Annotated in this window: 19 protein-coding genes and 1 pseudogene; 13 read left to right on the top strand and 7 right to left on the bottom strand. The window is 50.6% G+C overall.

The annotated features are described in order from the left end of the window. Nucleotides 1–165 precede the first annotated feature (165 nt). Entirely contained in the window at nucleotides 166–5,067 is a 4,902-nt protein-coding gene (locus LKK83_RS30775) for a GAF domain-containing protein (RefSeq protein WP_324635279.1), read from the bottom strand. A gap of 483 nt (nucleotides 5,068–5,550) precedes the next feature. Here LKK83_RS30775 and LKK83_RS30770 point away from each other — a divergent pair, with 483 nt between their 5' ends. Together LKK83_RS30770 and LKK83_RS30765 are read left to right on the top strand one after the other, a co-directional pair. After that, nucleotides 5,551–5,763 carry a hypothetical protein gene (locus LKK83_RS30770; RefSeq protein ID WP_324635278.1) on the top strand — a complete coding sequence of 71 codons (213 nt, stop codon included), beginning with the start codon at nucleotides 5,551–5,553 and terminating at the stop codon, nucleotides 5,761–5,763. Beyond that, on the top strand, nucleotides 5,763–6,248 hold the full coding sequence (locus tag LKK83_RS30765) for a GNAT family N-acetyltransferase (protein ID WP_324635277.1): 486 nt from the start codon (nucleotides 5,763–5,765) through the stop codon (nucleotides 6,246–6,248). The genes LKK83_RS30770 and LKK83_RS30765 overlap by 1 nt, the downstream gene beginning before the upstream one ends. Nucleotides 6,249–6,501: 253 nt before the next feature. Here the strand turns inward: LKK83_RS30765 and LKK83_RS30760 are convergent, their stop codons facing one another. The 4 genes from LKK83_RS30760 to LKK83_RS30745 form a co-directional block, all read right to left on the bottom strand. Further along, on the bottom strand, nucleotides 6,502–7,761 hold the full coding sequence (locus LKK83_RS30760; RefSeq protein ID WP_324635276.1) for an FAD/NAD(P)-binding protein: 1,260 nt from the start codon (nucleotides 7,759–7,761) through the stop codon (nucleotides 6,502–6,504). Between the two features lie 65 nt (nucleotides 7,762–7,826). Beyond that, a complete protein-coding gene (locus LKK83_RS30755; RefSeq protein WP_324635275.1) occupies nucleotides 7,827–8,657 on the bottom strand; it encodes a metal ABC transporter permease in 831 nt (276 codons plus the stop codon). Further along, nucleotides 8,654–9,409, bottom strand: a complete 756-nt coding sequence (locus LKK83_RS30750) for a metal ABC transporter ATP-binding protein (protein WP_324635274.1) — start codon at nucleotides 9,407–9,409, stop codon at nucleotides 8,654–8,656. The genes LKK83_RS30755 and LKK83_RS30750 overlap by 4 nt, the downstream gene beginning before the upstream one ends. Before the next feature lie 11 nt (nucleotides 9,410–9,420). After that, nucleotides 9,421–10,515, bottom strand: coding sequence for a metal ABC transporter solute-binding protein, Zn/Mn family (locus LKK83_RS30745; RefSeq protein ID WP_324635273.1), 1,095 nt, complete (start codon nucleotides 10,513–10,515; stop codon nucleotides 9,421–9,423). A 159-nt stretch (nucleotides 10,516–10,674) separates the two neighbouring features. Between LKK83_RS30745 and LKK83_RS30740 the strand changes: the two genes are divergently transcribed. The 9 genes from LKK83_RS30740 (at nucleotide 10,675) to folE (ending at nucleotide 19,621) form a co-directional block, all read left to right on the top strand. After that, on the top strand, nucleotides 10,675–12,324 hold the full coding sequence (locus LKK83_RS30740) for an iron uptake porin (RefSeq protein WP_324635272.1): 1,650 nt from the start codon (nucleotides 10,675–10,677) through the stop codon (nucleotides 12,322–12,324). Nucleotides 12,325–12,480: 156 nt separating this feature from the next. Then, entirely contained in the window at nucleotides 12,481–13,236 is a 756-nt protein-coding gene (locus LKK83_RS30735; protein ID WP_324635271.1) for a GTP-binding protein, read from the top strand. After that, the gene (locus tag LKK83_RS30730) at nucleotides 13,236–14,045 is read left to right on the top strand and encodes a metallophosphoesterase family protein (protein WP_324635270.1); all 810 of its coding nucleotides are present in this window, start codon (nucleotides 13,236–13,238) and stop codon (nucleotides 14,043–14,045) included. Before LKK83_RS30735 ends, LKK83_RS30730 begins: the two co-directional genes overlap by 1 nt. A 34-nt stretch (nucleotides 14,046–14,079) precedes the next feature. After that, nucleotides 14,080–14,820 (top strand): metallophosphatase, encoded by a 741-nt coding sequence (locus LKK83_RS30725; RefSeq protein WP_324635269.1) that lies wholly within the window; start codon nucleotides 14,080–14,082, stop codon nucleotides 14,818–14,820. Between the two features lie 326 nt (nucleotides 14,821–15,146). After that, a complete protein-coding gene (gene hemB / locus LKK83_RS30720; protein WP_324635289.1) occupies nucleotides 15,147–16,148 on the top strand; it encodes a porphobilinogen synthase in 1,002 nt (333 codons plus the stop codon). Nucleotides 16,149–16,290: 142 nt separating this feature from the next. After that, the gene (locus LKK83_RS30715; protein ID WP_442957398.1) at nucleotides 16,291–17,259 is read left to right on the top strand and encodes a CobW family GTP-binding protein; all 969 of its coding nucleotides are present in this window, start codon (nucleotides 16,291–16,293) and stop codon (nucleotides 17,257–17,259) included. Further along, nucleotides 17,247–18,356, top strand: a complete 1,110-nt coding sequence (locus LKK83_RS30710; RefSeq protein ID WP_324635268.1) for a WD40 repeat domain-containing protein — start codon at nucleotides 17,247–17,249, stop codon at nucleotides 18,354–18,356. The genes LKK83_RS30715 and LKK83_RS30710 overlap by 13 nt, the downstream gene beginning before the upstream one ends. A gap of 63 nt (nucleotides 18,357–18,419) precedes the next feature. Further along, on the top strand, nucleotides 18,420–18,860 hold the full coding sequence (locus tag LKK83_RS30705) for a SufE family protein (RefSeq protein ID WP_324635267.1): 441 nt from the start codon (nucleotides 18,420–18,422) through the stop codon (nucleotides 18,858–18,860). 137 nt (nucleotides 18,861–18,997) lie between these two features. Then, nucleotides 18,998–19,621, top strand: coding sequence for a GTP cyclohydrolase I FolE (gene folE, locus LKK83_RS30700; RefSeq protein WP_324635287.1), 624 nt, complete (start codon nucleotides 18,998–19,000; stop codon nucleotides 19,619–19,621). 262 nt (nucleotides 19,622–19,883) lie between these two features. Here the strand turns inward: folE and LKK83_RS30695 are convergent. Next, a pseudogene (locus LKK83_RS30695) lies at nucleotides 19,884–20,065 on the bottom strand (Uma2 family endonuclease); the annotation flags it as partial. A gap of 262 nt (nucleotides 20,066–20,327) precedes the next feature. On the opposite strand from LKK83_RS30695, the gene LKK83_RS30690 reads away from it, so the two are divergent. Both LKK83_RS30690 and LKK83_RS30685 read left to right on the top strand, forming a co-directional pair. Beyond that, nucleotides 20,328–21,179 (top strand): Uma2 family endonuclease, encoded by an 852-nt coding sequence (locus tag LKK83_RS30690; protein WP_324635266.1) that lies wholly within the window; start codon nucleotides 20,328–20,330, stop codon nucleotides 21,177–21,179. Nucleotides 21,180–21,369: 190 nt separating this feature from the next. Continuing rightward, nucleotides 21,370–22,290, top strand: coding sequence for an alpha/beta fold hydrolase (locus LKK83_RS30685; RefSeq protein ID WP_324635265.1), 921 nt, complete (start codon nucleotides 21,370–21,372; stop codon nucleotides 22,288–22,290). 62 nt (nucleotides 22,291–22,352) lie between these two features. On the opposite strand, the gene LKK83_RS30680 is transcribed toward LKK83_RS30685, so the two are convergent. After that, nucleotides 22,353–24,287, bottom strand: a complete 1,935-nt coding sequence (locus LKK83_RS30680; protein ID WP_324635264.1) for a heavy metal translocating P-type ATPase — start codon at nucleotides 24,285–24,287, stop codon at nucleotides 22,353–22,355. Nucleotides 24,288–24,848 lie beyond the last annotated feature (561 nt).

The raw sequence follows: 24,848 nt of genomic DNA, 5'->3' as shown, positions 1-24,848 counted from the left end.
AATCACGATAAACAACTATTTTAAGTTTAGAGCTTTTTCGGCCACCGGGAGACGATTTCCGTCAATGATGAACTGAGCGGCTCTCATCCGATGGAATATCCCTTGCAGATTCGGCATTTTTACTGTAGTGGATGTATCTAGGGTGACACACCACGGGGTATTTTTTCATCCCTCCTCCGGTTGCGTTAGTTCCATAATGATTTCAAATTGAAAATTATCTGCTAACTGTGTCAGTGCCGTTGCCAAAGGATCCAGTTCTGGGGGAATCTGTTCGAGGGATTGCAAAATCAGATCGTCGCTACCCAAGCAGGAGGCGCGATGAACTTGCGCGACCCAGTGGGGGGGCATTTGAGACACATACTCCCGCAATCGATCGGGGGAAATGGAAAGCTCATCAGAAGTTTCCTTTTGCGCTTGGCAATTGTCGGATTCGTAAACATATGCAATTTTGAGGCAATCGGCTATTTTTTCGAGCAAGAGTTCTTCGCGAAAGGGTTTGGGGACGAATTCATCGCAACCCACGGACAAAACTTGCTTGCGATCTTCTTCAAAAGCGCTAGCGGTTAGAGCGATAATCAGGCTTTTTTCACCGCCGGGACTGCGTTTAATGGCTTGAGTGGCTTCATATCCATCCATCACGGGCATTTGCATATCCATACAGATAACTTGTGGCTGCCAACTGTGCCATAATTCCACAGCTTCTCGCCCATTTTCGGCTTCGCGGACTTGAAATCCAATCGATTGAAACAGGGTGCTTAACAACAAACGGCTTTCATAAGCGTCGTCTACCACTAAAATTCGATAGGTGCGATCGCTCACGATGCCGATCGCTTTGCGCCGGGGTTTCTTGTGTTCCACTTGGCTAGCATCGGCTTTGGCGATCGCGATATGAAAGGAAAAAATACTCCCCTTGCCCGGGGTACTGCTGAGTGTAATTTCGCCGCCCATAAATTCCACGAATTTTTGCGAAATCGGCAACCCCAACCCGGTTCCTTGGTTGGATTTTTCACCGATTTCGGTTTGGGCAAAGGGTTCAAAGAGGCGATCGCGCTCTTCTGGGGAAATTCCCGGCCCGGTGTCTTCGATTTCAAAATAAAGACGTTCGGAGAATTGTTCCTGCAGTCCCGAGGGGTTGGTTTCCCCTTCTCCCACGCGAACGCGCAAGCTCACCGACCCTTTTTCGGTAAATTTAATCGCATTCCCTAACAGATTAATCAAAACCTGTCGCAATTTTCCTTCATCGGTTTTGACATATTGGGGCAGGTTGGTTCCTCGCTGGAAAATCAGCCTCAATCCTTTCGCATTCGCTTTCAGGTGCAGCATTTCTTCTAAAGTTTCGAGCAAGGCTAACAGGTCGAAGCTGGTTTGGTTAAAAGTCGTCCTCCCCGCCTCGATTTTCGACATTTCTAAAATATCGTTAATTAAACCGAGTAAATGTTCGCCGGAGCGATTGATAATCCGCAGTTTTTCTTGCTGGTCTGGGGATAAATTTATGTCCCGGTTCATCAGTTGCGTAAAGCCGAGAATGGCATTGAGTGGGGTTCTCAATTCGTGACTCATAGCGGCAAGAAATTCGCTTTTTGCGCGGTTCGCCGCATCAGCAGCATAGGCCGCTTGTTGCAGGGCGTTGGATTGCTGCTTGGTCTGTTGCAGGAGTTGAGCTTGCTGGAGCGCCACCCCCAGTTGAATGCCGATTTGCACTACGATATTAACCTCGGCTTCTTTCCATTGCCGAGGGCTTTTATTTTCATAGGCGGCGAGCAATCCCCAGAGTTTTTTGCCGCAGAAAATCGGTACGGTAATGTAGGCTTTGGCTTGAAAGGATTCTAAGAGTTCGAGATAACAGGGTTCAAATTCGGCGGCGTAAATATCTTCCACCACCAGGCAGTTCGCGCCGCGCCCGTATGCACCGCCTTGGGTTTGTTTTAAGTAGGTATCTTCGAGGCTTTCTGAGGCGCTTTTCCATTCGATAATCGTGCAATTTTCATCGTTAATGGTGTAGCGGATTGTCGAGCCGTTTTCGGGGTATTTTATCACTAACGGTTTCCATTCGCTGCCCAGGGATTCGCAGACAAATGTACCGCTCCAGTCGGCATTAAACTGATAGACGGCGACGCGATCGCAGTTGAGGACTTGCCGCAGTTCGGAGGTGGTGGCGCTGAAGATTTGTTCTAAATCTAAGGTTTGCCGCATTCGTCGCAGGGCTTTGGCGATCGCTCGTTCTCGTTCGGCACTTTCTTCTAATGCAATTTGCGCTTTTTGTCGCTCCAATTCGGCGGCGGCACGCGCTGCAAAAATTGTCAAAATCGATTCTCTCCCGGAGTTGTTCTCCCTGACGTCCATATCGAACACCGCTAAATGTCCGATGTATTTTCCCTCGGAGTTGAGTAATGGAATTCCCACAAAGCTTTCTACCCTTAAGTGGTCCGATGCGCCATCGTGCAACAGGAATGCTTCGGCACAATGAAGGGCGGTAGGGGTTTCCCGGGAGGTGAGGTCTTCCTCGGATGTCTTTTTGAGGTGGTACTCGATGTTTTCTCCCCAGGTTTCGCCGGTCCACAAGGCTAAAGTGCGAAAGCGACATGTGGTTTCATCGATGAGTTCGGCGATCGCCGCATATCGCACTTGCAGCACTCGCGCGAGATAGCGCACGCAGGAGGAAAAGAATTCATTGCCGGTGGTGGCGGCGGTTCCTTCTACAATGGAAAACAAGGCTTCTTCGGTTTGTTTGCGATCGGTGATGTCGGTGACGCGCACTAGGGTCATTTCCTGCCCCGCCACTCGGATCGGTTTGATGGCTAAGTTTCCCCAAAATGTCTTGCCGCTTTTCGTGATGTATTCCAGTTCGCTACTCCAACAACCCTCCCGGCTCACTTCTGTGCTGATTTGCGCTATTTTTTCGGCTGAAAAAGGCTGTTTTTGCAGGCTGTGTTCTTCCAACCCGATGAGATTTTCTTTCCCCTGTGCTTCAAATAGTTCTACCGCACGGCGATTGCAGTCGGCAATTTTATTGCTCTCAGGATTGACGAGAAAAATTGCATCGGCAGATTCATTGAAAATCGATTCGAGTAAGTCTTTGCTGCGGAGAATTTCAATTTCGGACCGCAGGCGATCGCTGATGTCGGTGGCGGTGCCTGTAGTGCCAATGACGCGCCCTTCGCTGTTTCGCAGGGGAATGGCATTAAAAATGAGGTGGATTTCGCTGCCGTCTTTGGCAATATGGGTGGTTTCGTATTTCACCCACGGGGTTCCCCCTAACAAATTTCGCAGGGCTTTTCTATCTTGTTTCAGTCGCTTGGCACTGACAAATTGGGTATATTTTTTCCCGAGAGTTTCGGCGGGAGAATAGCCATAAATCTGCTCCACGGCAGGGTTGACAAAGGTATAGCGTCCCCGAATGTCCATCGACCAAATCAGGTCTTGGGAGGTCTCGACGAGGGCGCGATGTTTCTGTTCGCTTTGTTCCAAGGCTTTTTGGGTGAGGCGACGTTCGTTAATTTCGCGCTGAAGCTGTCGGTTTTGCCGATCGCGTTCGGCGCAAGCCTGTTTTTCGCGATCGAGCAGTTGCGCTCCGGCGATCGCGATTCCGAGTTGTGCGGCGATCGCTTCGAGCAGTTCTCGCTCTTCTGCACTCCACTGGCGCAGTCGATCGCACTGGTGCAAGCCGATCGCTCCGTTGGGTTGCCCGTTGTATGACGTGCGAACGCTCAGCAGTGATTGGGCTTCCCAACAGTAGCCCGCTTGCTCCCTCTCTCCCCCTTCCTCGGCGCAAATGGCTCGATCTTCCCCTAACATGACCTCGAGGTGCGGATTGCCCTCGATGGGTACCTCTAACTTGTGGAACAGTTCGTACCCCTTCTCGGCGTAGTGAGCGACTAAGGATAATTTGGGCTGCGGGCGATCGCAATAGGTATGGATGGAACAGCGATTCACTTGAAATGCCCGCCCGATTTGTGTGGCGGCGGTTTCAAAAATTTGCTGCGGGTCGAACTGCGCGCGAATTTGTTCGGTGATTTGTCGCAGCAGTTTGCTGCGATGCAATTCGTTCTCTAGCGCCCGTTCCGCTCGCTCGCGTTCCCGCGCTTCTATCCCCAATGACACTAACTCACTTAAAGAGCGCACAAAATTCAGGTCTGCTTCCGTCCACTCCTGAGGCGTTTCTCCCCACTGTTCTACACAAAATACCCCCACGGTTTCTCCCCCAAGATATATCGGCATGTCGAGTCTCGCGGGGATCTGTGTTGGCGTTAACGCTCCCGTCTCTAATTCTCGGGTGCGCGGATCCTGGCGGGCATCCCCTACGGCGATCGCCACTCCTCGTTCTAATTCTTGAAAATATCTCGGATAATCTTCGACTTTTCTTTCCCCTGCTCGATCGTGCGATCGAGAATGGCGTGGGAATAACTCGATGCATTGCAATTGCCTGCGCGTTTCGTCGAACAACCACACGCTGGCTCGTTCGCTTTTCAAGTTCTCGATACTCGCTTGCACAATCGCTTGCACTGCAGTTTTTAAATCTCCCCGTTTGAGGGCTGGGTTTTTTGCCAGTTGGGTTAAAATTTCATTGCGATCGCGTAGGGTGTTTGCTCTCTCTACCAGCGCCGCTTCCGCTCGCAAGCGATCGCTGATTTCTTGTTGCAATTGACGGTTTTGTTTGGCAATCTGCCTCTGCAACCTACCCACCCTCAATTGCATCTCGATTCTCGCCATCGTTTCTGACAGCTCGAATGGTTTCGTAATATAATCAATTCCTCCCACGGAAAATCCTCTGACTTTATCAAATGATTCGCTCAATGCACTGATAAAAATTACCGGAATTTCATGGGTTCTCTCGTCGGCTTTTAACCGTTCGCAAACTTGATAGCCATCCAACCCGGGCATTAAAATATCCAGCAAAATTAAGTCCGGCGGATCGTCTCTTGCGGCTTCGATTGCCATGCCACCTTCCCTCGCCCCTCGAACCCTATATCCTTGCTTGGTCAACAATCGCGTTAACAAGCTCAAGTTGTCCGGAGTATCGTCAACTACTAAAATGCTGGCAGCCGTGGTCATTTTTAGATCGCTCATTGGACTCTCAACTTTTACCGTTGAATTGGGTGGCAAATTATGTTAAAATTAAGCCAATCGGTATCGAACCGGAAAGGGGATTATTCTGGATACATTTAACCCGTTCATTCTAGGGATAGTGGATAATTTGTAACCCCCCTACCTGCTACAACGCAATCGGTTGTGGGGTCGCCAACAACGGCCCGGTGAAGTCAGACCCTTTTGCTCCCCTACCCGCCGATTGCCGATCGCTGCTCAGGGAGCGAGAAATGCCGGGACATTCCTCCCTGACCCCGATCGCCGCTGCAGTTTGTTCCTCAGATGGTTCGTCCCATCAAAAACGCCCTCTCATTCCTGTGTGAATTTTATCAAAAATATGGGCGGGCGAAAAGGATGGAAAACTAAAATCAGCCGATCGTGTTAGTCTAAGGGAGCCTCTGTTGGTTTCTCTCCCCTCGATTCTGCTAACAAAGCGCGGGAACACAGCCGAGGTTGAAATCGCTGATGGTCTCCGGGCATCTCCCCCCGGAGGGAACTCCAGGCGCAGTTAACCCCAGGGAAACCCGAGAGGTTCCCCACCATCGGCGATCGCTAGGGATCCTGGAGGCCACCCCGATCGGCGATCGCCCCGGGCAATCCGCAAGTCTCTCGGGGGCGGTTCTCCCCGGTGCCAAAATCGCTTACAATTTAATCGATCGTCCCGAATTGCCAAGTTGATGCAACTTCAATATAATGAGTTCTTAATTCGCCCTTGGGAACCTCGCGATCGCGCGGCGGCGGCTGATGCGATCGCCCGGGTTTTAGCTGAATATGGTCTCCCTTGGGAACCCACCGGCGCAGACTCCGATGTCTTAAATGTGGAACGCTGCTATCAGAAAGTCGGCGGGGAATTCTGGGTGGTGGAACATCACGGCAAAATTGTGGGAACCGCCGCTTATTATCCCATCGCCCGAGGCAATAATGCAGCAGAAATTAGAAAAATGTATCTGTTACCCCAGGTGCGAGGTCTCGGTCTCGGTCGCTTTTTATTGCAACAACTCGAACGGGCGATCGAAGCGGCCAATTTTCAAGAAATCTGGATAGAAACCGCCAGCGTTCTTCACCAGGCGGTGCGGCTTTATGAAAGCTGTGGCTATCAACCCGCCACCGGGGTCGAAACCCCGCGCTGCGATCGGGTTTACGTGAAAACTAATCTCTTGTAGCAGTTCCCTCCACCACTAGGGATTGTCATGGCGGGCAAGGAATTCTATCAAACATGGGGCGAGGTCTAACCTGAAATCCGCTGAATGGGCGATCGAAGAAACGGGGGATTGAAATCCCACCGTGGCAAGGGAAAAAAGCCTACGCGGACTAATTTTTTTAACTATTCTTGCTATAGTTGAATAAATCGGTAATTTACTCTAGGAAGTTAGAACAGGGCGGTGCCCCGTCCTAACTTGAGGTAATCGCGTTCTCTTACTTGGCGGCTAAAGTATAATTTCCCCCGAGCGATCGCCTCAAACTCGGCTTCGTCAGAGCCACCGAAATGCGATCGCTGGCCATCCTCGCCCCAGCCAGGTTTCGCGCCACTGGCCCTACCTGCAAAGCCGCCAATCCACCCATGACGAATAACTCGCAACCCGGCCAGCGCAAATACTCATCTAACACGGGCAAACCCCCGACCGATTCCGGTGGATATACTTGGCAAACTTCCGACAATAACGGTTCGGCGGCCACATCCAACCGCGTACCGGTGGCCAACCCAATGCGATCGCATTCATACACTGCACCATCATCGCACATAATCCGCCATTGACGATTTTCCCACCGGGCACTTACCACTTCACAACTCTCGTAAATGGCCAGATTTCCCCGATGGGATTCCCGTCGCAACTGAGTGGCAACTTCTGGCGTCATCGACCCCCCATTGCGCGCCGAGGCGATCGCACGCCAACGTGCGACCCAATTCGCTTCCCGGCTAAATTCCTTCAGATACTTCGGTCCCAACCATCCCGGATCGGCGTCAAATAGTTTTTCTTGCAATTGGCGCTTCATCATTAACATCACCTTCGCACCTCGCTTTAATGCGCCGATCGCCAGATGTCCCGCCGTTAACCCGCCACCAATGATTAAAACCCGCTCTCCGTGCAACTGCAATTGACGCAGATCGATCTGATGGGAATGACACAGGCGATCGCTCGGATAGGGCGTTTGGATGCGACTCACCCAGTCAGGAAAATGCGGCGTACCGCCTCCCGTGGCCAGCACCACCCGTCGCGCCATTACCTCACTTTTCGCCCCCTCTAACGCCAAGCGAAAGCGATCGCGCCGCTTCCCGAAGAGGGGTTCGATGCGCCTCACTTTTGCCGCCACTACCCGATTTTCAAGCTGCCACCGGGCGATGGTTTTCTCACAAAAGTCCTGGAACAACTTCGTTCCCGGCAAATCGTAAGGCGGGAATAACTCGCGATCGCGCGTCTGGGCAAACCGACGCAGGGCAAAGGGATCCGGATCCGGATGGTGTACCGCCGGACTCCGCAAATGCGGGATTTCCAGCGCCGCAAACTGATGACACCACTGGGTCAACCATCCCCCACTGGGGTCAAACACCACAAACCGACGGCGCATACTTTTGCGCTTTTGCAACAGATGAGCCACCAGGGTCAGCGCCTGTGGCCCCGCGCCAATTATCGCAATGTCGATTTCGCAAGGAATCAAGGCAGAATTTTCGTTCATCGTTACTCTAACTTTTGTTCGTTCTTCGGTGGATAGCAATCCATAGCGTGAGAATTTGGCTCTTCTTACTTAACAATTGACCCACAGGCAGAACGACGCGATCGCCACTTCAGCGCTAAGATCGACAGATACGCCGTACCGGAGACCAAAATAATCGTGGCCCCGGAGGTCAAATTCAGGGTATATGACAGCCATAACCCAATGAAAGTAAACAGCACCCCCAAAAGACATGCGATCGCCATCATCTGTTTTAAATCTCTCACTAACTGAGTGCTAATCGCGGCGGGAATGGTGAGCAACGCGATGGTCAGAATCAATCCCACCACCTGCATCATCATCACCACCGTCAAGGCGATCTCCCCGAGGAGCAAGAAATATATCCCATTCACCGGCACATTTTGAATCGTGGCAAAGGTCTCGTCAAACGAAATCGCCACTAACTCTTTGTAAAACAACACCACCAGGGCGATCGCGATCGCATCGAACCCCAGCATGATTTGCAAATCGCCCGTGGGAACACTTAGAATACTCCCGAATAGATAGCTCATCAAATCCGCCTTGTATCCCGGCGTCAGATCCACCAAGATAATTCCCACTGCCATGCCCACTGCCCACATCACGCCGATGGTGGTATCGGTTCGCTCTCGAGTTTGGCGCTGCACGATTCCCATTGCCAACCCGGCGATCGTGCTAAATGCCACCGCACCTAGCAGGGGATTAAAATTAAAAAAATACCCCAAACCAATGCCTCCGTAAGCGGTATGGGCGATTCCGCCGGCGATAAACACGATGCGATTGACCACCACAAACGTGCCGATGATGCCGCAGGCTAAGCTCACTAACACTCCCGCACATAAGGCGTTTCGCATAAAATCGTACTGTAATGCTTCCATCATGGCTCTGTTCTCTCCTGGATATTTGCGTCTCGGACGGAGGAGGCGATCGGGTCTTCGATCGCTTTCGGGTCATAAAACAATCGGCGATTCAGATAACCCATTGTCTTCACATAAGGCGCAATTTCCTCCAAATCGTGAGAAATCGTTAAAATCGTTACCGACTGGTTGAGTTGTTGTAACAAGCGGTAAATCTTCATCCGCCCGCAGGCATCCACACTGGCGGTGGGTTCGTCCAACAGCAGGATGTGCGGTTGGGTCGCCAGGGCGCGAGCTACGTAAACTCGCTGGCGCTGTCCTCCGGAAAGGGTGCCAAACGGGCGATCGCGCCTATCGAACAAATCCACCTGTTGCAGACACTCCGCCACAATCCGATCGTCTTGCCGATTGTAGGGATGCAGCAAGCGACGCTTTGCCAGTCGTCCCATTCGCACTACATCCCACACCCGAATCGGAAAATCCCGGTCGCATTCCACGGTTTGCGGCACGTAACCAATATATCGTCGCCCCTGTTTCGCGCTCCTTCCCAAAATGCGAACCTCCCCCTGCATGGGTTGGAGCAGCCCCAGCAGCACTTTGATAAGGGTGGTTTTACCGCCGCCATTCGGTCCGCTCAGGGCGATGAAGTCTAAAGGGTTGACCTCTAGGGTAATGTCTTCTAAAACTGGGTGGCGATCGTACCCTGCCCACAAATGTTCGATCGCGATCGCGGGTTGGCCGACGGAGTTGGGTGTGACTTTTTGTGCTAATTGCATAACTGACTCCCCTAACGAATGTTCATCGCTACGGGACGCGGTTGGCGGGGAAAGGGTAACACTCCAACGCGAATGGTCGATCTCCCCTCGCTTAATACCCGCGAGAATGTACTGGCGATCGCGCCCAAGTTCTCCAGCCAATCCGGGGCGAGGGGATTGATGAGAATCACTTCCCCTCCAATTTCATTGGCGATCGTTTCGGCAGCTTTGGTGCTAAACTGAGGCTGGGCAAAAATCACCTGTATATTCTCCTGTTTCGCCCGTGCGATTAACTGTGCCATCTCCGCCGCACTCGGTTCGGTACCGCCAATCTCGATGGGAATCATCTCTAAATCGTATTCCCGGGCGAAGTAACCCCACGCGGGATGGAAAACCATGAATTTCCGCTGCTGCAAATTGGCAAGGGAGGCGCGAATTTCGGCTTCGAGTCCCCCAATGTCGGCGATAAACCGTTCTAGATTTTGTCGATATTCTGCTTGTCTCGGCGGGTCGAGTTCTGCCAAGGTATCGTAAATTGTCTGTGCCTGGATCTTGACTAATGCGGGTGAGAGCCATACGTGCGGATCCGGATTGGCATCCTGTTGATGACCCCCGGATCCGTGGTGCGAATGGGCGCTCATCGGCATCCGCTCGATATCTTGTGTGGTATCTACCAACCGCATCTGCGGGTTAGCCGCCTGGATTTTGTCCATCCAGGCATTTTCAAAGGGGACGCGGATGCGAAAGTACGCCTCTGCCTCGCTCAACGCCCGCAACTGAGAGGGTTTTGGCTCGTAGGTTGCCGGCGAAGCCCCCGGTTCCACCAAGACATTCACCCTCACGTTTTCGCCGCCAACCCGCTGGACAAAGTATTTCTGCGGCAAAATGCTGACGGCGATATCTAATGGATCCGTTTGCGCTCTCAATTCCGATTTTGGATTCTGTTGGCATCCCTCCAGGGGCACCACCGCAAAACACAGCACGGCGATCGCAACCCGCCAGGGTTTCATCCTCCCCGTACTCGCAAGCTTAGGGGCAACTGAGTTTTGCCGGCGCGGGGACTGGGTTTCGCTCTCCCCACTCCCCCGTCGGGAGGGATGGATCCAAAACAATCGCTGGATTTTCATCGGAAATTTTCCTTGACTTTATTTTGATAATGATTATCATACTATAAAAAGGAGTCGTCAGCGATGCCCACTAAAAAAAGGCGATCGCCGATGGACTCCCTCTTTGTTGGATCCAAAGCCGATGGGCTTGGGGATAACCTTATAGTGTGAGGAAATTAGATGGTATTTTGGGTGCTCTGGCAACAATCAAGCAGAACCGCGATCGCCACGGTGACGATCGCGGCAACTTTGTTCCTCTCGACTCCGGTGCCCGGATCGGCGCAGTCGGCGTCTTCCCCAGATCGCGGTCCGAGGGCCTCGCTGACACCCTCGAACCTCCTTCACCTGTCCCAGCAAACCCCCTCCCCCCTGGAACAGGTGAACTCGGTGTCGGATCTTAGTGACGTTCAACCCACAGACTGGGCGTTTGCTGCTTTACAGTCCCTTGCCCAACGGTACAATTGCTTGTTAGCCTATCCCGACAACCGCTATCAGGGCGATCGTCCCCTGACCCGCTATGAATTTGCGGCGGGTTTGAATCTCTGTCTCAATCGGATCGCCGAATCGATCGACAACCGCGCCGCTGATTTGGAGGGAGAAGATTTATCCCGCATTCGCAAATTGCAAGCCGAATTTTCCGCCGAATTAGCAACATTACGAGGTCGCGTCGATGCTTTAGAAATTCGCACGGATTCTTTGGCCGCTAATCAGTTTTCCGCTACTACCCAATTGGTCGGCGAAGCTAGCTTTTTTCTCAGCGGCGCACTGGGGGACGAAAAAGCCAATGATTCGGGAGAATCGGTGGAGTCAAATACGACGTTGGATTATCGGTCTCGGTTGATTTTTAATACCAGTTTTACCGGGAAAGATATGTTGAAAATGTTTTTGGTTTCTGCCAATTCAGCTAGACTGGGGGGAGAGGTGACGGGAACGAATATGACTCGGTTGGCTTTTGATGTGGATACGAATGGCTCGGTTATTTTGGGGAAGATGTTTTATCGGTTGCCGGTGGGGGAAAACTGGCGGGTGAATGTGGATGCAGTTGGCGGGGGATTTAATGCAAATGTGCCGACTTTTAATGAGTTTTTTACTCCGGAAATTACTGGGGCGCTTTCTCGATTTGGCCGCTTCAATCCGATTTATCGCCAAGGGTTGGGCGGGTCGGGCTTGACCCTGACTTATTCACCGAATTCGGCGGTTTCTTTATCTTTGGGATATCTCGCCCCCAATGCCAGCGAACCGACTGGGGGAAATGGCTTATTTGACGGTCGCTTTGCGGCACTCGGACAGGTGGCGTTTGAACCGAGCGATCGCTTCAGAGTGGGGGTGACTTACGTGCGATCCTACGCCCCAGGGTCGCAGGTGGCGGTCTCTGGGGCGATCGGCAGCCAACTGGCAAATCGGCCATTCGGTCAAACGGCAACTTCTACAGACCATTTCGGCGTGCAAACCTCTGTGGGGATTGATTCTCACTTGATTCTCGGCGGATGGGCGGGTTTGACCCTGGCTCGTGCTGAAGATGAAGGGGTTGGGGTTCGCCAGGGGGATGATGCAACGATTTTTAATTGGGCGGTGACCTTAGCCGCTCCCAATTTGGACGATCGCGGTTCGCGCGCCGGCATCGTCCTCGGACAGCCGCCAAAAGTGACGGATAATGACGGTGGAGAGTCGGATGAGGATACTTCGTTTCATTTCGAGGGGTTTTATCGGTATCAGATGACTCCGGGAATCGCGATCGAACCGGGTTTTTTGGCGATCGTCAATCCGGAACATGATGCGGATAACGATCCGATTTGGATCGGCAATCTGCGAACGATTTTTCTGTTTTAACGGGATTTGGCGGGTTCGATGGACGAGCTTCATGGTCGGGAGGGTCTTTACTACAGGACTTACGCACCACCTTCACGGGTAGGGTGGGCAACTTGTTTGCCACCCTACAGCTTGTCTGCTATAATTAAGAACGATTATCATTTTTATGGAGAAGGAATGATTACTGCTGTGGCTGGACCGTGCGGTGTGGGGAAAACCACTTGGATTCGAGAACAGATTGCCCGAGGGGAGAAAGTGCTGTACTTTTGCCCCGGTTCTGACACTTTGCCCATCGACCCAACGTGGATAAGTGCCAATTTTCCCCAGGTGCAAATCTTGAAAGTGGGGGAGGAGTCCCAATTGTTGGAACTGGCAGAAAATGCGGTGGCCTATATCGAGCTAGGATTTCATCTGGACTTTGAGGCGATCGCCCCGGTTTTAGAGCGATATCAGTGCGATCGGGTTGCCATTGTTCCTCAAGGGGTGGAAAATAGTCCCTGGGAGGATTGGAGCGATCGCGTCGTCTTTGTCCCGAGAAGCGAACTTTCCGGAGAGAAACTGGAGATGGTTCGCGGCGTTCTCACCGGAGAGATTCTCGATCCGCCGAGTTTGGAGGTATTTTGGTACGAACTCACTCACGGTGCTTATGGGAAGGTGAGCCGGGTGAAAGGCATTTTTGAACTGGCTGACGGTCAATGCATTGCCGGCAATTTTGTTGCTGATGGCATGGCGGTGGATTTTCAGGCGCTCGATTTACCGCTGTGGTTAGACGGAAGACCCGATCGCTTCAGCGGCATAGAAGTGGTGGGAGAAGGTTTAGATCGAGAAGCGATCGTTAGCACTTTGCAAGATTTCTGTCTTTCTGATGCCGCGATCGCTTATTCCCAAGAACAAATCAAAGAAAACTTACAACTTCCCCAGGAGGTTACGTGATGAAACTCGCCGTCATTTCTTGCATTCATGGCAATATTTTCGCCTTAGACGCCGTTTTAGCCCATATCGAGGGGCAATCCGTGGATAGGATTTTTTGTGTGGGGGATCTGGTCGGATATGGTCCGTTTCCCAATCAAGCGATCGAACGTATCCGCCGCTTAAATATTCCCACTTGTGCCGGGTGCTGGGATGAAGATATTGTGGAAGGATTGAACGCCTGCGAGTGTAGCTATCCCTCCGTTTTGGCCGAAAGGCGCGGCAAACTAGCCCACGAATGGACCGATCGCGAAATTTCTCCAGAAAATCGCGAATTTCTCGCTCAACTTCCCCACAGTTTGCGTCAAGATAATCTCGCCTTCGTTCACGGGAGTCCCAACAGTCCTCACGAATATTTGTTGCCCGATATGGATGCTTTTGTCGCTCTAGAACGAGTGTTCTCAACCGAGGCAGATGTTCTCTTTTGCGGACATACTCACGTTCCCTACGTTCGCACCCTCGATGCCGGCGAATTAAAAATTCGCATCACCCAAAATCACGACCAACAAGGACAAACTTTCACCACCCCACTCAAACGCATCGTGAATGTCGGATCCGTAGGGGAACCGCGTCACGGACGACCGAACGCTACCTATTGTATTTATGATACCGATACCGAACGAGTAACTCTCAAAGAAGTCAGCTACGATTATCAAAAAACCTGTGCGGCAATTGTGGAAAAAGGACTCCCGAAAATTTTTGCGTGGCGGTTGGCTAAGGGTCTGGAATATGCCGAACGCGCCGATAATCCCACCCACATTTGCGAGCGGTAAATGAAGTTGAGGCTATCTGCACTGGAGACTCTTAATGAATTGGGCAATTTTAAGCGGTATTGAAGGGAATTTGGCTGCCTATGAAGCGGTGCTATCCGATATTCACAGACAGAATAATTCAGTAGAAAATCTCTATATTATCGGCGATGTCGTCGGACCGCATCCGGACTGCGATCGGTTAGTCAAACGCATCATAAATCCCCGCAGCGGCGAACGGCAACCGCAAGTTTGTCAGGGATGGTGGGAAGAACAATGTCTGATTTTACACGGACTCGGACGCACTGGAGAACCCACCCAGTTAATCGAAGGGTTTGGCTATCCAACTGTCAAGTTACTGTGGGATTCTGTTTCTCGCTCGACCCTACAGTGGATTCGTTCTCTTGAGTTTGGGTTCTTGGAACTCGATTGTTTGTTGATTCACGGTAGCACCCTGGGGGTTGATGATGAAATTACCCCCGATACTTCCCCTTTAGTTATTCTAGATCGCCTCATGCGAATCGGCGCAAATTCTCTGTTTTGCGGTCGGTCTGGATTAACGTTTCAGTATCAAATTGAAAGCGCAGCGGTTCGAGATACTCTCGCGTCATTAAACCGAAGTGAAGCCGAATCAACAGTGATGCAAACAAATCCTCGTCAAGCGATCGGCGTGGGTCGTGTGGGACGCATCCCAGGACAAGCTACTTATACCCTTTTCAATCCAAACAGCGGCGGAATCGAGTTTAAAACGGTTTATTATGGTCCTCGAAAAGGATTTTCGTCGCCTCTGGTAGCTTGAGTCTCGCAACCCAGTTGAAAGCTAAAAACCGCTCTGTAGGTTTTTGAATTCTGCACTGGCCCTAACCGTCTTCTAATGCTGGCGATATTGCTCGATATTATGTACTCGTGCAAAAATAATTGCAGAGGGTAGGGTGGGCATCGCCACTCTCAGAGGTACCAATCCCGCATCTGTTCTCGAACTGCCAACCCGACAAACTATTAAGGCTTTAACGGACAGTTAAAATGTTAAAATTTTGTATAATGATTCAGTGAAATTTTCAAATGAATGCCAATTACAATTTCCCAAGTAACATGTCTAAAAAAAACCATTCTCCAGAAAGCAAAATGCCCGCTGATTCTCAAGGACAAAGATTGATATTTCCGCGTCCCCGTCGCCTGCGTCGCACCCCTACTTTGCGACGCATGGTGCAGGAAACTCACCTGAGTGTCCGGGATTTGATTTATCCTCTATTTGTCATGGAAGGGGAGGGGCAAAAAGTGGAAATTCCATCAATGCCCCAATGCTACCGCTACTCAGTAGATTTATTACAAGAAGAAGTTGCCCGAGTGGCGGAGCTGGGAATCAATGCGATCGCGCTATTTCCAGTGATTCCTGAAGCGAAAAAAGACGAAAATGGCAGGGAAAGCTACAATGAAGACGGACTGGTTCAGCGCACGGTAAAAGCCATTAAACAAGTCCGGCCCGAAATTCTGGTAATTACTGATGTCGCCTTGGATCCTTACTCCCCCTACGGCCATGATGGAATCGTAGATGAAAAGGGTCAGATTCTCAACGACCCCACGATCGAAGTGTTAGTCAAACAAGCGCTTTCTCATGCCAAAGCCGGTGCGGATATTGTAGCACCGTCTGATATGATGGATGGACGAGTCGGAGCGATTCGCAAGGCAATGGATGCTGAAGGTTATTTTGATGTGGCAATTCTCGCTTATTGTGCGAAGTATGCTTCGGCTTATTATGGCCCGTTTCGCGATGCGTTGGATTCCGCACCTAAATTTGGAGACAAGAAAACCTATCAAATGGATCCGGCAAATGCCCGAGAAGCATTGAAAGAAGTGGCGCTCGATATTGCTGAAGGGGCAGATATCTTGATGGTCAAACCGGCTTTAGCCTATTTAGACATTATCGCCAAAATCAAACAATCCACTCATCTGCCGGTGGCGGCTTATAATGTGAGTGGCGAGTATGCGTTAATTAAAGCGGCGGCTCAACAGGGTTGGATCGATGAGAAAACAGTGATTTTAGAAACTTTAACGAGCATGAAACGGGCAGGTGCAGATTTGATTTTGACTTATTTTGCTCCAGAAGTGGCGCTGATGTTGCAATAATTGTGCCCTGGATTTTCGCCAGAATCCCGGCGCGCCCTTTGTTTATCTTATAGACCTCGGGAAAATCCGAGACTTGGTATTTTCCTTGCCATACGCTCTGATTGACCATGATTATCCTTTTAGTAAAGGAGGGACGAATATAGTGCAAGCGATAGAGAGGAATAAAGTTCCCGTGACGGTCATCTCGGGTTATCTCGGGAGTGGGAAAACCACTTTGCTCAACCGCATTCTCACCCACCAACATGGCAAAAAAGTGGCAGTGATTGTCAACGAGTTTGGAGCGGTGGGTATCGATAACCAACTGGTCATCGATACCGATGAAGAAATATTCGCGATGAACAATGGCTGTTTGTGCTGTACCGTGCGCGGCGATTTGATTCGGATTATCGGTAATTTAATGAAGCGACGCCACAAATTCGAGCGGATTGCGATCGAGACCACGGGACTGGCAGATCCCGGACCGGTGATTCAGAGCTTTTTTCTGGATGAAGATCTGCGATCGCGCCTGTCGATCGATGCAGTAGTGACCCTGGTGGATGCCAAACATATTTGGCAGCACTGGGAAAGCAGCGAATTGCAGGAGCAACTCGCCTTTGCTGATGTCATTTTAATTAACAAAATTGACCTAGCTAACGAAGAAGAATTAGTCAGACTAGAAAAGCGAATCCGAAGGATAAATGCACTCGCTAAAATCTATCGCACTCACCAGAGTCAAGTGGAGATGAATGCCCTCCTGGGAGTCAGCGCTTTCGACCTCAATCGAGCGCTGGAAATCGCTCCAAATTTTTTAACTGAAGACGCCCACGAACATGATGAAACCTTGAGTTCCATCGCCCTGGTAGAACCCGGTGCATTGGATGGAGAGAAGCTCAACAACTGGCTGGCGGAATTGTTGCAAAATCAAGGGCAGAACATCTTTCGGATGAAGGGAATTTTCCATCTGGCTGGGGAAGACGATCGCTTTGTGTTCCAAGGGGTGCATATGTTATTTGATGGCGCTCGTGACCGACGGTGGAAACCCCAAGAAACCCGCAAAAACGAACTGGTATTTATCGGTCGCGAATTGAACAAAATCCAATTAGAAGAGGGGCTAAAAAGTTGTTTAGTTTAGGACAAGATAAGCAACCCAAAATCGGCGTTTCGCCTCCTTGGCGAAAACACTGGCAAGCTATGTTATCCGATTACGTGACTGGTTTAACTTGGTCGCCAGACGGAAAATTTTTAGCGGCAATTTCCGCAGCGGGTGAGGTGGTAGTATGTGACAATTTCCCGGAGCCATCGTTGAAATACTTGCAAGATAAAACCGGGGGGTCGATGGATTGTATCTCGATTTCCGGTGATGGAAAGTTTGTCGCAGCAGGTGGACAAGAGGGAAAGGTAAAAGTTTGGCAAGTTGATGCAAAAGAAGGGGAATTAATAGCCACTCTAGAATGGGGGAATTGGATCGATAAATTATGCTGGAGTCCAAAAGAAAATTGGCTCGCATTTAATGTGGGATCCGAAGCGATCGTCTGGGATGCAGGGAGAAAAGAAAATCTGGCGAGGCTGAATTTTGAGACCTCTAGCATTTTAGCGATCGCTTGGCAACCCGGTGGAGAATATTTGGCGATCGGCGGCAATCTAGGGGTAAAAGTTTGGGATCGGCGAGATTGGCACAAGTCGCCTTATCACTTAGATCTACCGTCAGCATCAGTGGCGATCGCTTGGTCTGTAGATGGAGAGTTTCTTGCTGCTGGAAATCTCGATAACTCGGTGCTTGTGCTGTCTTTCAGCAATCCTGACTCTTGGAGTATGCTCGGGTTTGAGGGCAAAGTGCGGCAACTGGCCTGGTCCGATCGACCCACTACACTTGGTGCGCCGTTGCTGGCGATCGCCAGTGCGGAACAAGTGACAATCTGGGAAAAGCAGTTCGACGAAAGTATCGGATGGGACGGTTGGGAATTAAGCGGACATCTCGACGTGGTTCAGGCGATCGCCTTTCAACCGCAAACGTTTCATCTCGCCTCCGCCGCCGAGGACGGTCAAGTCTGTATCTGGTACGATGCAGAACAGGTGTGGCAAATGCTTCCCGGTGCGCCAGATGGTTTTTCCTGTTTAGCATGGCATCCCAAAAATGAATTTCTCGCCGCTGCTGGTGCTAACGGAGAATTACTCATTTGGTCTCAATCCAATCCCGGTCAAAAATTTGCCCGCTCTTGGCCTAATTAAGCCTTTCTTCTCCGCATCAAACCTAAACCCAACCCTGTTGTATTTGTTAAGAAAATCTCTGCCATGTCTGCACCTTTACCAGAAAAACTAGCTCAAATCGTCCAACGCTTTCAGCGCCACTCCGATGTCAAAAAGCGTTACGAACAGTTGCTGTGGTACGCCAAACATCTACCACCTTTTCCCGAAGAAGGCAAAAGTCCAGAAAACAAAGTCCCTGGCTGCATTTCCCAAGTTTATATTACCGCTTACTTCCAGAACGGAAAAATCTATTTTCAAGGAGATTCCGATGCTCAGATATCTAAGGGATTGCTCGCCTTGTTAATCGAAGGCTTAAATGGACTAACTCCCACAGAAATTATCAACCTATCCCCTAGCTTTATTCACCAAACTGGCTTACCTGTCAGTTTAACCCCCTCTCGGTCTAATGGCTTTTACAATATATTTAAGAAGTTACAACAAAAAGCAATGGTCTTGCAAAATACTTCTTCACTGCATTCGCCTTAAACCCTGACGATGCCCGATTCGAGTCGCCATCCAAAAGAATGGCTTAATCCCCTGGCCATCTCCTGGGGTTTGGTTGTTAACTTTTACGGTTTTTTATGGACAGTAAGCTAATGAGTTTATCTAGTTTTCCCAATGGAATGTCTGCCGCCTCTGTGCGCTCTTCTGTTTCAGAGAATATTCAATCCCAGGTATCTGAATTAGAAATGATTCAGGCAGTGCGAACGCTGCTGATTGGACTGGGAGAAAATCCCGATCGCGAAGGATTGGTCGATACTCCTAAACGAATGGTCAAAGCGTTAAAATTTTTAACCCAGGGATATCATCAGTCCCTTGACGAATTGCTCAATGGCGCAGTTTTTACAGAAAATACCGATGAAATGGTGTTGATTCGGGATATCGATATCTTTAGCTCCTGCGAACACCATATTCTGCCGATCCTCGGTCGCGTTCACGTTGCTTATATTCCACAAGGTCGGGTGGTTGGATTGTCTAAAATTGCCCGAATTTGTGAAATGTATGCGCGACGCTTGCAAGTGCAAGAACGCTTAACCGCACAAATCGCCGATGCGATCGAAGGATTGCTCAAACCTCAAGGGGTTGCTGTGGTGGTGGAGGCCACCCACATGTGCATGGTGATGCGCGGCGTAGAAAAACCGGGTTCTTGGACGGTTACCAGTGCCATGCGGGGTCTATTTGCTGAAGATCCGAAAACTCGTCACGAGTTTCTCACCTTAATTCGTCATCCCCCCACATTCCGCTAACATCTTACCCGATCCAGGCCGTTGTCAAATCATGGGATGATATCGAGATTCCTTTGACTGGGGTTCCCAGAGGATGCTGGGAACTTCAGGAAACTATCCCTCCCTACATTCGATATGCAAAATGATTTGGCTGCTTTTTAGTCAGCCATTTTTTTATGGATGAAAGTGCTACAAAATTCTATATATCTCACTTCCTGAAAAATACCGCTCGTGGAGACCCGCGATCGGTTTTTGGCGGTTACATCCAACAGGTCTGGGGCGTAAGTTTGTTATTTCCTTCCACCGGATACCAGCGCAAATGGCTCCAAAAACATCCGGATTGTCGCCTAACAGCAGTTTCAGGTTTTCTGTGATGGTCACAATCCAGCGAAATTGAAGGGTGTTATCTGCGATTGGCTGTCCGTCACTGTCGGGGTAAACGATTTTTTTAGCGTGGGAAACCATACACACTTCTCCGACTATCGCCTCAGTTTTAGCGTCTCTGCGAAACTACAGAATTTTTTCAAAGACCGCTCTGGTTTAATTATAGTTTAAAATATAAAAAAAAGGCACTCGGTTTTTCGCGATCGCTTGTCAGACCGAGGGGCAATACCCAATCGGCGACCAAGGGCATCTTTTCCTAATGCTGGCGCTTCTGTTTTTTCCACATGCCTGGTGCTAAACTGATAAAATCGGATTGACAAGGCAACCCATCAGGAGGAAATCCATGACCCAAAGCCTTGACCCTACTATTTTACCCCCTCCCTTTCCCGACCACACTCAGTTACCCGAGTCGGATGGTACTTTTGTGAAAAACTTTCAGGAGCATCCACAAAGCATTTTGCTCACCGATTCCCTCGGGCCAGTATTGCAACGCATTCATCCCGACGGACAATATGCGATCGGGCAAGATTGCGGCATTTATTGGCGCGAAACCGACCCCCCGGAAAAAGGAGCGGAGGCCCCGGATTGGTTCTACGTTCCCAATGTTCCCCCAAAACTTGACGGTCAAATTCGCCGTTCCTATGTGCTGTGGCGAGAATATATTTCGCCGCTAATTGCCTTAGAATTTGCTTCGGGAAATGGGGAAGCAGAACGCGATCGCACCCCATTAAGACGAGGCGAAACGGGAGAACCGACCAAACCGGGAAAATTCTGGGTTTACGAACAAATCGTGAAAGTTCCCTACTACGGGATTTACGAAATTAACAATGGCAAGTTAGAAGTTTATCGCTTAGTCAATGGCTTTTCTTATCAGAAAATGTCTCCCAACGATCGCGGACACTATGCGATCGAACCTTTAGGGGTAGAATTGGGGTTGTGGCACGGTAGCTATCAAAACCAAACCCAACTGTGGCTGCGCTGGTGGGACGATCGCGGGAATCTCTTGCTCACCGGATCCGAACGGGCCGAAGCCGAACGCCAACGGGCCGAAGCCGAACGCCAACGGGCGGAAAATGCAGAACGGGCGCGCCGCGATTCAATTCCCCGGTTATTAGCAATGGGATTAACCGTGGAACAAGTTGCGGAAGCGCTGAATTTAACCGTGCAAGAAGTCCGAGAAAATTCTCCGGATTAAGGCGATTTTTCGATGGGTTTCCGGTGGATTATATCCTGTCCGGTGGATTACCCATCGAAACTAGCCCGCGTAGGAGCAGCTCAGTCCGCATTTAGCCCTACCCTGACCCAGGGGATTTTTCAGACTTATGGAATGAGCGGATATGAGATAAGATAATAGATAGCCGTAATCGAGTTTTGTTTGAGCAATTATGACGAAGACCGGAACCACGCAATCAACGCCATCCAACGTAGCTTCCAGCTATACTAGCATTGGGGGGACGAAGCAGAAGTATGTTTGGCACTGGAACCAGCAAGCGATCGCGGTTGCTTACGAAACGCGGGGAGAAGGGACGCCGATGCTGTTGCTTCCGGCGCTGAGTACCGTGTCCAGTCGCGGGGAAATGCGCGAAATTGCCGCAGGATTATCCGATCGCTTTCAAGTGGTGGCCTTAGATTGGCCGGGATTTGGCGACTCCGATCGCCCCGCCCTCGACTATTGCCCGCAATTATACCATCAATTTCTGGCGGATTTCGTTGCATCCACCTTCGATCGCCCGATCGCGATTGTAGCGGCGGGTCATGCTTCCGGGTACGCCATGCGACTGGCGAAAATGCAGCCAGAACGGGTAGACAAAGTGGTGTTAGTCGCCCCCACGTGGCGCGGTCCCCTGCGGGTTATGGGAGTGCCGGATCCGGTGCGAGATTTTGTCCGAGAAATGGTTCGCACCCCGGTTCTTGGCGATTTGCTTTACGATCTCAATACCCAACCGGCCTTTTTGCAATTCATGTACGAACAGCATGTGTTTGTGGATAAGGCACATTTAACCCCGGAGTTTATCGCGCAGAAACAGGAGAATACCCAACACGCGGGGGGTAGATTTGCACCGGTGGCTTTTGTTACCGGCACCCTGGATCCGGCAAGCGATCGCGCCGAGTTTCTCGGATACTTTCAACCCTTACCGGTGCCGGTGAAAGTGATTATCGGCGATCGCGTTCCCTCGGGGTCGAGAACCGAAATGCAAACCCTGACGCAGTTACCGGGAGTGCTGTCAGAAGTGCGTCCCGGTTCTTTGGGAATGCACGAAGAATATCCCGCTGCTGTATTGGAGGCGATTGGGGACTTTGTGTAAGAGTTAAAATCGCCGTCGGTGGATAACGAATTAAAGCGGGCGATCGCCCGCTTTTTAGGAGTTTAGTCCCAGTTTTTCAGCAAGCGCAATCCGCTGAGAGTGACTAACAAAGTAGAACCCTCATGTCCCATCACCCCCAGGGGCATGTTGAGACTCCCGGCAAAATTGGCGATTAACAATAGGGCGATAAACCCGAGAGCAAAGGCCATATTTTGCTTGATAATCCGATTGGCGCGACGCCCTAACTCAATGGCGCGATCGAGTTTCTCTAGCCGATTTGCCATTAACACGATATCGGCAGTTTCTAAGGCAACATCGCTTCCCGCCCCGCCCATTGCAATGCCGATATTGGCTAAGGCTAAAGCGGGAGCATCGTTAATCCCATCTCCCACCATTGCTACGGTTTGATACTGTTTCTGAAGCTGTCGAATAACGGTGAGTTTCTCTTCGGGAAGCAAGTCGGCATAGAAGCGATCGATGCCCAGTTCTCTGGCGACGCTATTGGCGGTTTGTTGGTTGTCGCCGGTGAGCATGACTATCTGTTGGATGCCCAGTTTCTTTAACCGTTTCATCATTGGGCGGGCGTGAGGGCGCAGGGTGTCGGCGAGGGAAATTAAGCCGATAATTTTCCCGGATTTTGCTACCCAAACTACGGTTTGTCCAACGGATTCTAAACAGGCGCTTTTTTGGCACAATTCTTGAGGCAATTCGGGAACGATATCGCGCAAAAAACTGCTTTTTCCTACCCAAATTTTTTCGTCGCCTACTTCTCCGGAAATCCCGTGCCCGGTTTGCGCTTGCACTTGAGTGGCGGCTTCCCAGGAGAGGGATTGGGCTTTGGCGGTACTGGCGATCGCTTCACCGATGGGATGTTCGGAACAGGATTCTAAGGCGGCGGCTAAGCGCAATACTTCGCTTTCCGAGTATCCGCTGGCGGGGATAATTCGCTTTACTTGAATGTCGCCAGTGGTCAGGGTTCCGGTTTTATCAAATGCCACTGCTTTTACCGTGCCGATTTTTTCTAACTGCGCGCCATTTTTAAATAAAATTCCCTGTCTTGCTCCATTGGCAATTCCGGAGAGTAAGGCAGGCATAATTGATGCCATCAATGCACAAGGAGAGGCGACAACTAAAAAGATTAATGCGCGGTAAATGGTGGTTTCCCAGCTCCAGCCAAACCAAATCGGCGGCACCCACGCGAGCAGCAATCCCACCGCTACAATAACTTTAGCATAGGTTCGCTCGAATGCCTCGATAAATTCTTGGGAGGGAGGGGCGTCGGTTTGTGCTTGTTCGACTAAGCGAATGACGCGCTGAATCAGGCTGCTTTCTGGGGCGCGATCGACGCTGACGCGCAAGACTCCATTGCCATTTAAGGTGCCGGCAAAGACCCGATCGCCGATGGTTTTATCTACCGGTAACGATTCGCCGGTAATTGGGGCTTGATTCACCGACCCCTTTCCTTCTACTATCTCACCATCGGTGGGAATCAGTTCTCCGGGTTTGACTAAGACGATATCGCCGATTTGTAACTGTGCGATCGCGATTTCTCGTTCTTCTCCGCCCACGATCGCCCGCGCTGTATCCGGCGTCACCGCCATCAAGGTGCGAATGTTGCGATCGGTTCGCTGCATGGCAATATCTTCTAACGCACCGCTAATCGCAAAAATCAAAATCAGCACCGCTCCATCGATAATTAAGAAGTAGTCTGCTTGCCATAATCCTAACGCCGCCGCCCCCAAGGCGGCAACGATCATCAGTAAATCTACATCGAGTTCTTTTTCTTCCCATAAAGTGGCGAGTCCTTCCTTCGCACTTTGATAGCCGCCGATGCAATAGCCGGCGCTTAACAGTAACAGGGCGACTCCGACCCCGCCGAAGTGCAGCGCTAACCATCCTCCGCACAGGAGAATGCCACAAGCGAGGGCTGCCGCTGCTTCTGGATACTTTTGGTACAAAAGCGCCAGGGAATTTCTATACAATAACTTCTGATTCATGGTTGGTTGAGGATTTAATCGCCGGGGTGAGGTTTCTCGCAAGGATTGGAGAGGGCGCTCTCGCAGATTCGTGAGCCTCTCCGCTCGAATTTTTGTATTATAACTGATGGGGGTACCCTCCCGGTTTGTCAATCGATTATTTAACGATATTTTAATATTTTGTAACCTTTGGGGGAGCGATCGCTCTCCCGAGGGATTCGCTTCCCTTTAACTGCGAAATTTTCTCGATGCTTTGGGGCCATTTTCGGCCAAGCTCATTCTCGGATATACGCCCATAACGGGCGCTGGGAGGGCGTATCGAGTTTTGCACTCCCCTGCCGACGCGCCCCGAGTTAACACTAAAAACTAGCAATTGTGTTAATTATTGTAAAAACTGGTTATAAAACTGGAAAAATGCGATATAAATAGAAAGAACGAATTTCGACTCCCTCGAGTAGAACAACTCAATGGTTGCTAAACCCGGAGGGCGTCAATCAGGAGCAGCCAAGTCAGCACCCCGCTCTAAAGAGACGGGGCTTCTAGCCCCTGACTTTAGGTAGCTGACCAGCCTAAGCCCTACGA

Source organism: Phormidium sp. CCY1219 (genome assembly GCF_035615515.1).
Taxonomy (GTDB): domain Bacteria; phylum Cyanobacteriota; class Cyanobacteriia; order Cyanobacteriales; family Laspinemataceae; genus CCY1219.
This window is presented reverse-complemented; position numbering and strand designations above follow the sequence as displayed.

Bases quoted from the DNA above. Each gene is read 5' to 3' on its own strand.
- LKK83_RS30760 (WP_324635276.1), bottom strand. From the start codon at position 7,761: ATGAACGAAAATTCTGCCTTGATTCCTTGCGAAATCGACATTGCGATA.
- LKK83_RS30770 (WP_324635278.1), top strand. From the start codon at position 5,551: ATGGTCTCCGGGCATCTCCCCCCGGAGGGAACTCCAGGCGCAGTTAAC.
- LKK83_RS30740 (WP_324635272.1), top strand. From the start codon at position 10,675: ATGGTATTTTGGGTGCTCTGGCAACAATCAAGCAGAACCGCGATCGCC.
- LKK83_RS30680 (WP_324635264.1), bottom strand. From the start codon at position 24,287: ATGAATCAGAAGTTATTGTATAGAAATTCCCTGGCGCTTTTGTACCAA.
- hemB (WP_324635289.1), top strand. From the start codon at position 15,147: ATGCCCGCTGATTCTCAAGGACAAAGATTGATATTTCCGCGTCCCCGT.
- LKK83_RS30730 (WP_324635270.1), top strand. From the start codon at position 13,236: ATGAAACTCGCCGTCATTTCTTGCATTCATGGCAATATTTTCGCCTTA.
- LKK83_RS30755 (WP_324635275.1), bottom strand. From the start codon at position 8,657: ATGATGGAAGCATTACAGTACGATTTTATGCGAAACGCCTTATGTGCG.
- LKK83_RS30690 (WP_324635266.1), top strand. From the start codon at position 20,328: ATGACCCAAAGCCTTGACCCTACTATTTTACCCCCTCCCTTTCCCGAC.
- LKK83_RS30685 (WP_324635265.1), top strand. From the start codon at position 21,370: ATGACGAAGACCGGAACCACGCAATCAACGCCATCCAACGTAGCTTCC.
- LKK83_RS30765 (WP_324635277.1), top strand. From the start codon at position 5,763: ATGCAACTTCAATATAATGAGTTCTTAATTCGCCCTTGGGAACCTCGC.
- LKK83_RS30745 (WP_324635273.1), bottom strand. From the start codon at position 10,515: ATGAAAATCCAGCGATTGTTTTGGATCCATCCCTCCCGACGGGGGAGT.
- LKK83_RS30705 (WP_324635267.1), top strand. From the start codon at position 18,420: ATGTCTGCACCTTTACCAGAAAAACTAGCTCAAATCGTCCAACGCTTT.
- LKK83_RS30725 (WP_324635269.1), top strand. From the start codon at position 14,080: ATGAATTGGGCAATTTTAAGCGGTATTGAAGGGAATTTGGCTGCCTAT.
- LKK83_RS30775 (WP_324635279.1), bottom strand. From the start codon at position 5,067: ATGAGCGATCTAAAAATGACCACGGCTGCCAGCATTTTAGTAGTTGAC.
- LKK83_RS30750 (WP_324635274.1), bottom strand. From the start codon at position 9,409: ATGCAATTAGCACAAAAAGTCACACCCAACTCCGTCGGCCAACCCGCG.
- LKK83_RS30735 (WP_324635271.1), top strand. From the start codon at position 12,481: ATGATTACTGCTGTGGCTGGACCGTGCGGTGTGGGGAAAACCACTTGG.
- folE (WP_324635287.1), top strand. From the start codon at position 18,998: ATGTCTGCCGCCTCTGTGCGCTCTTCTGTTTCAGAGAATATTCAATCC.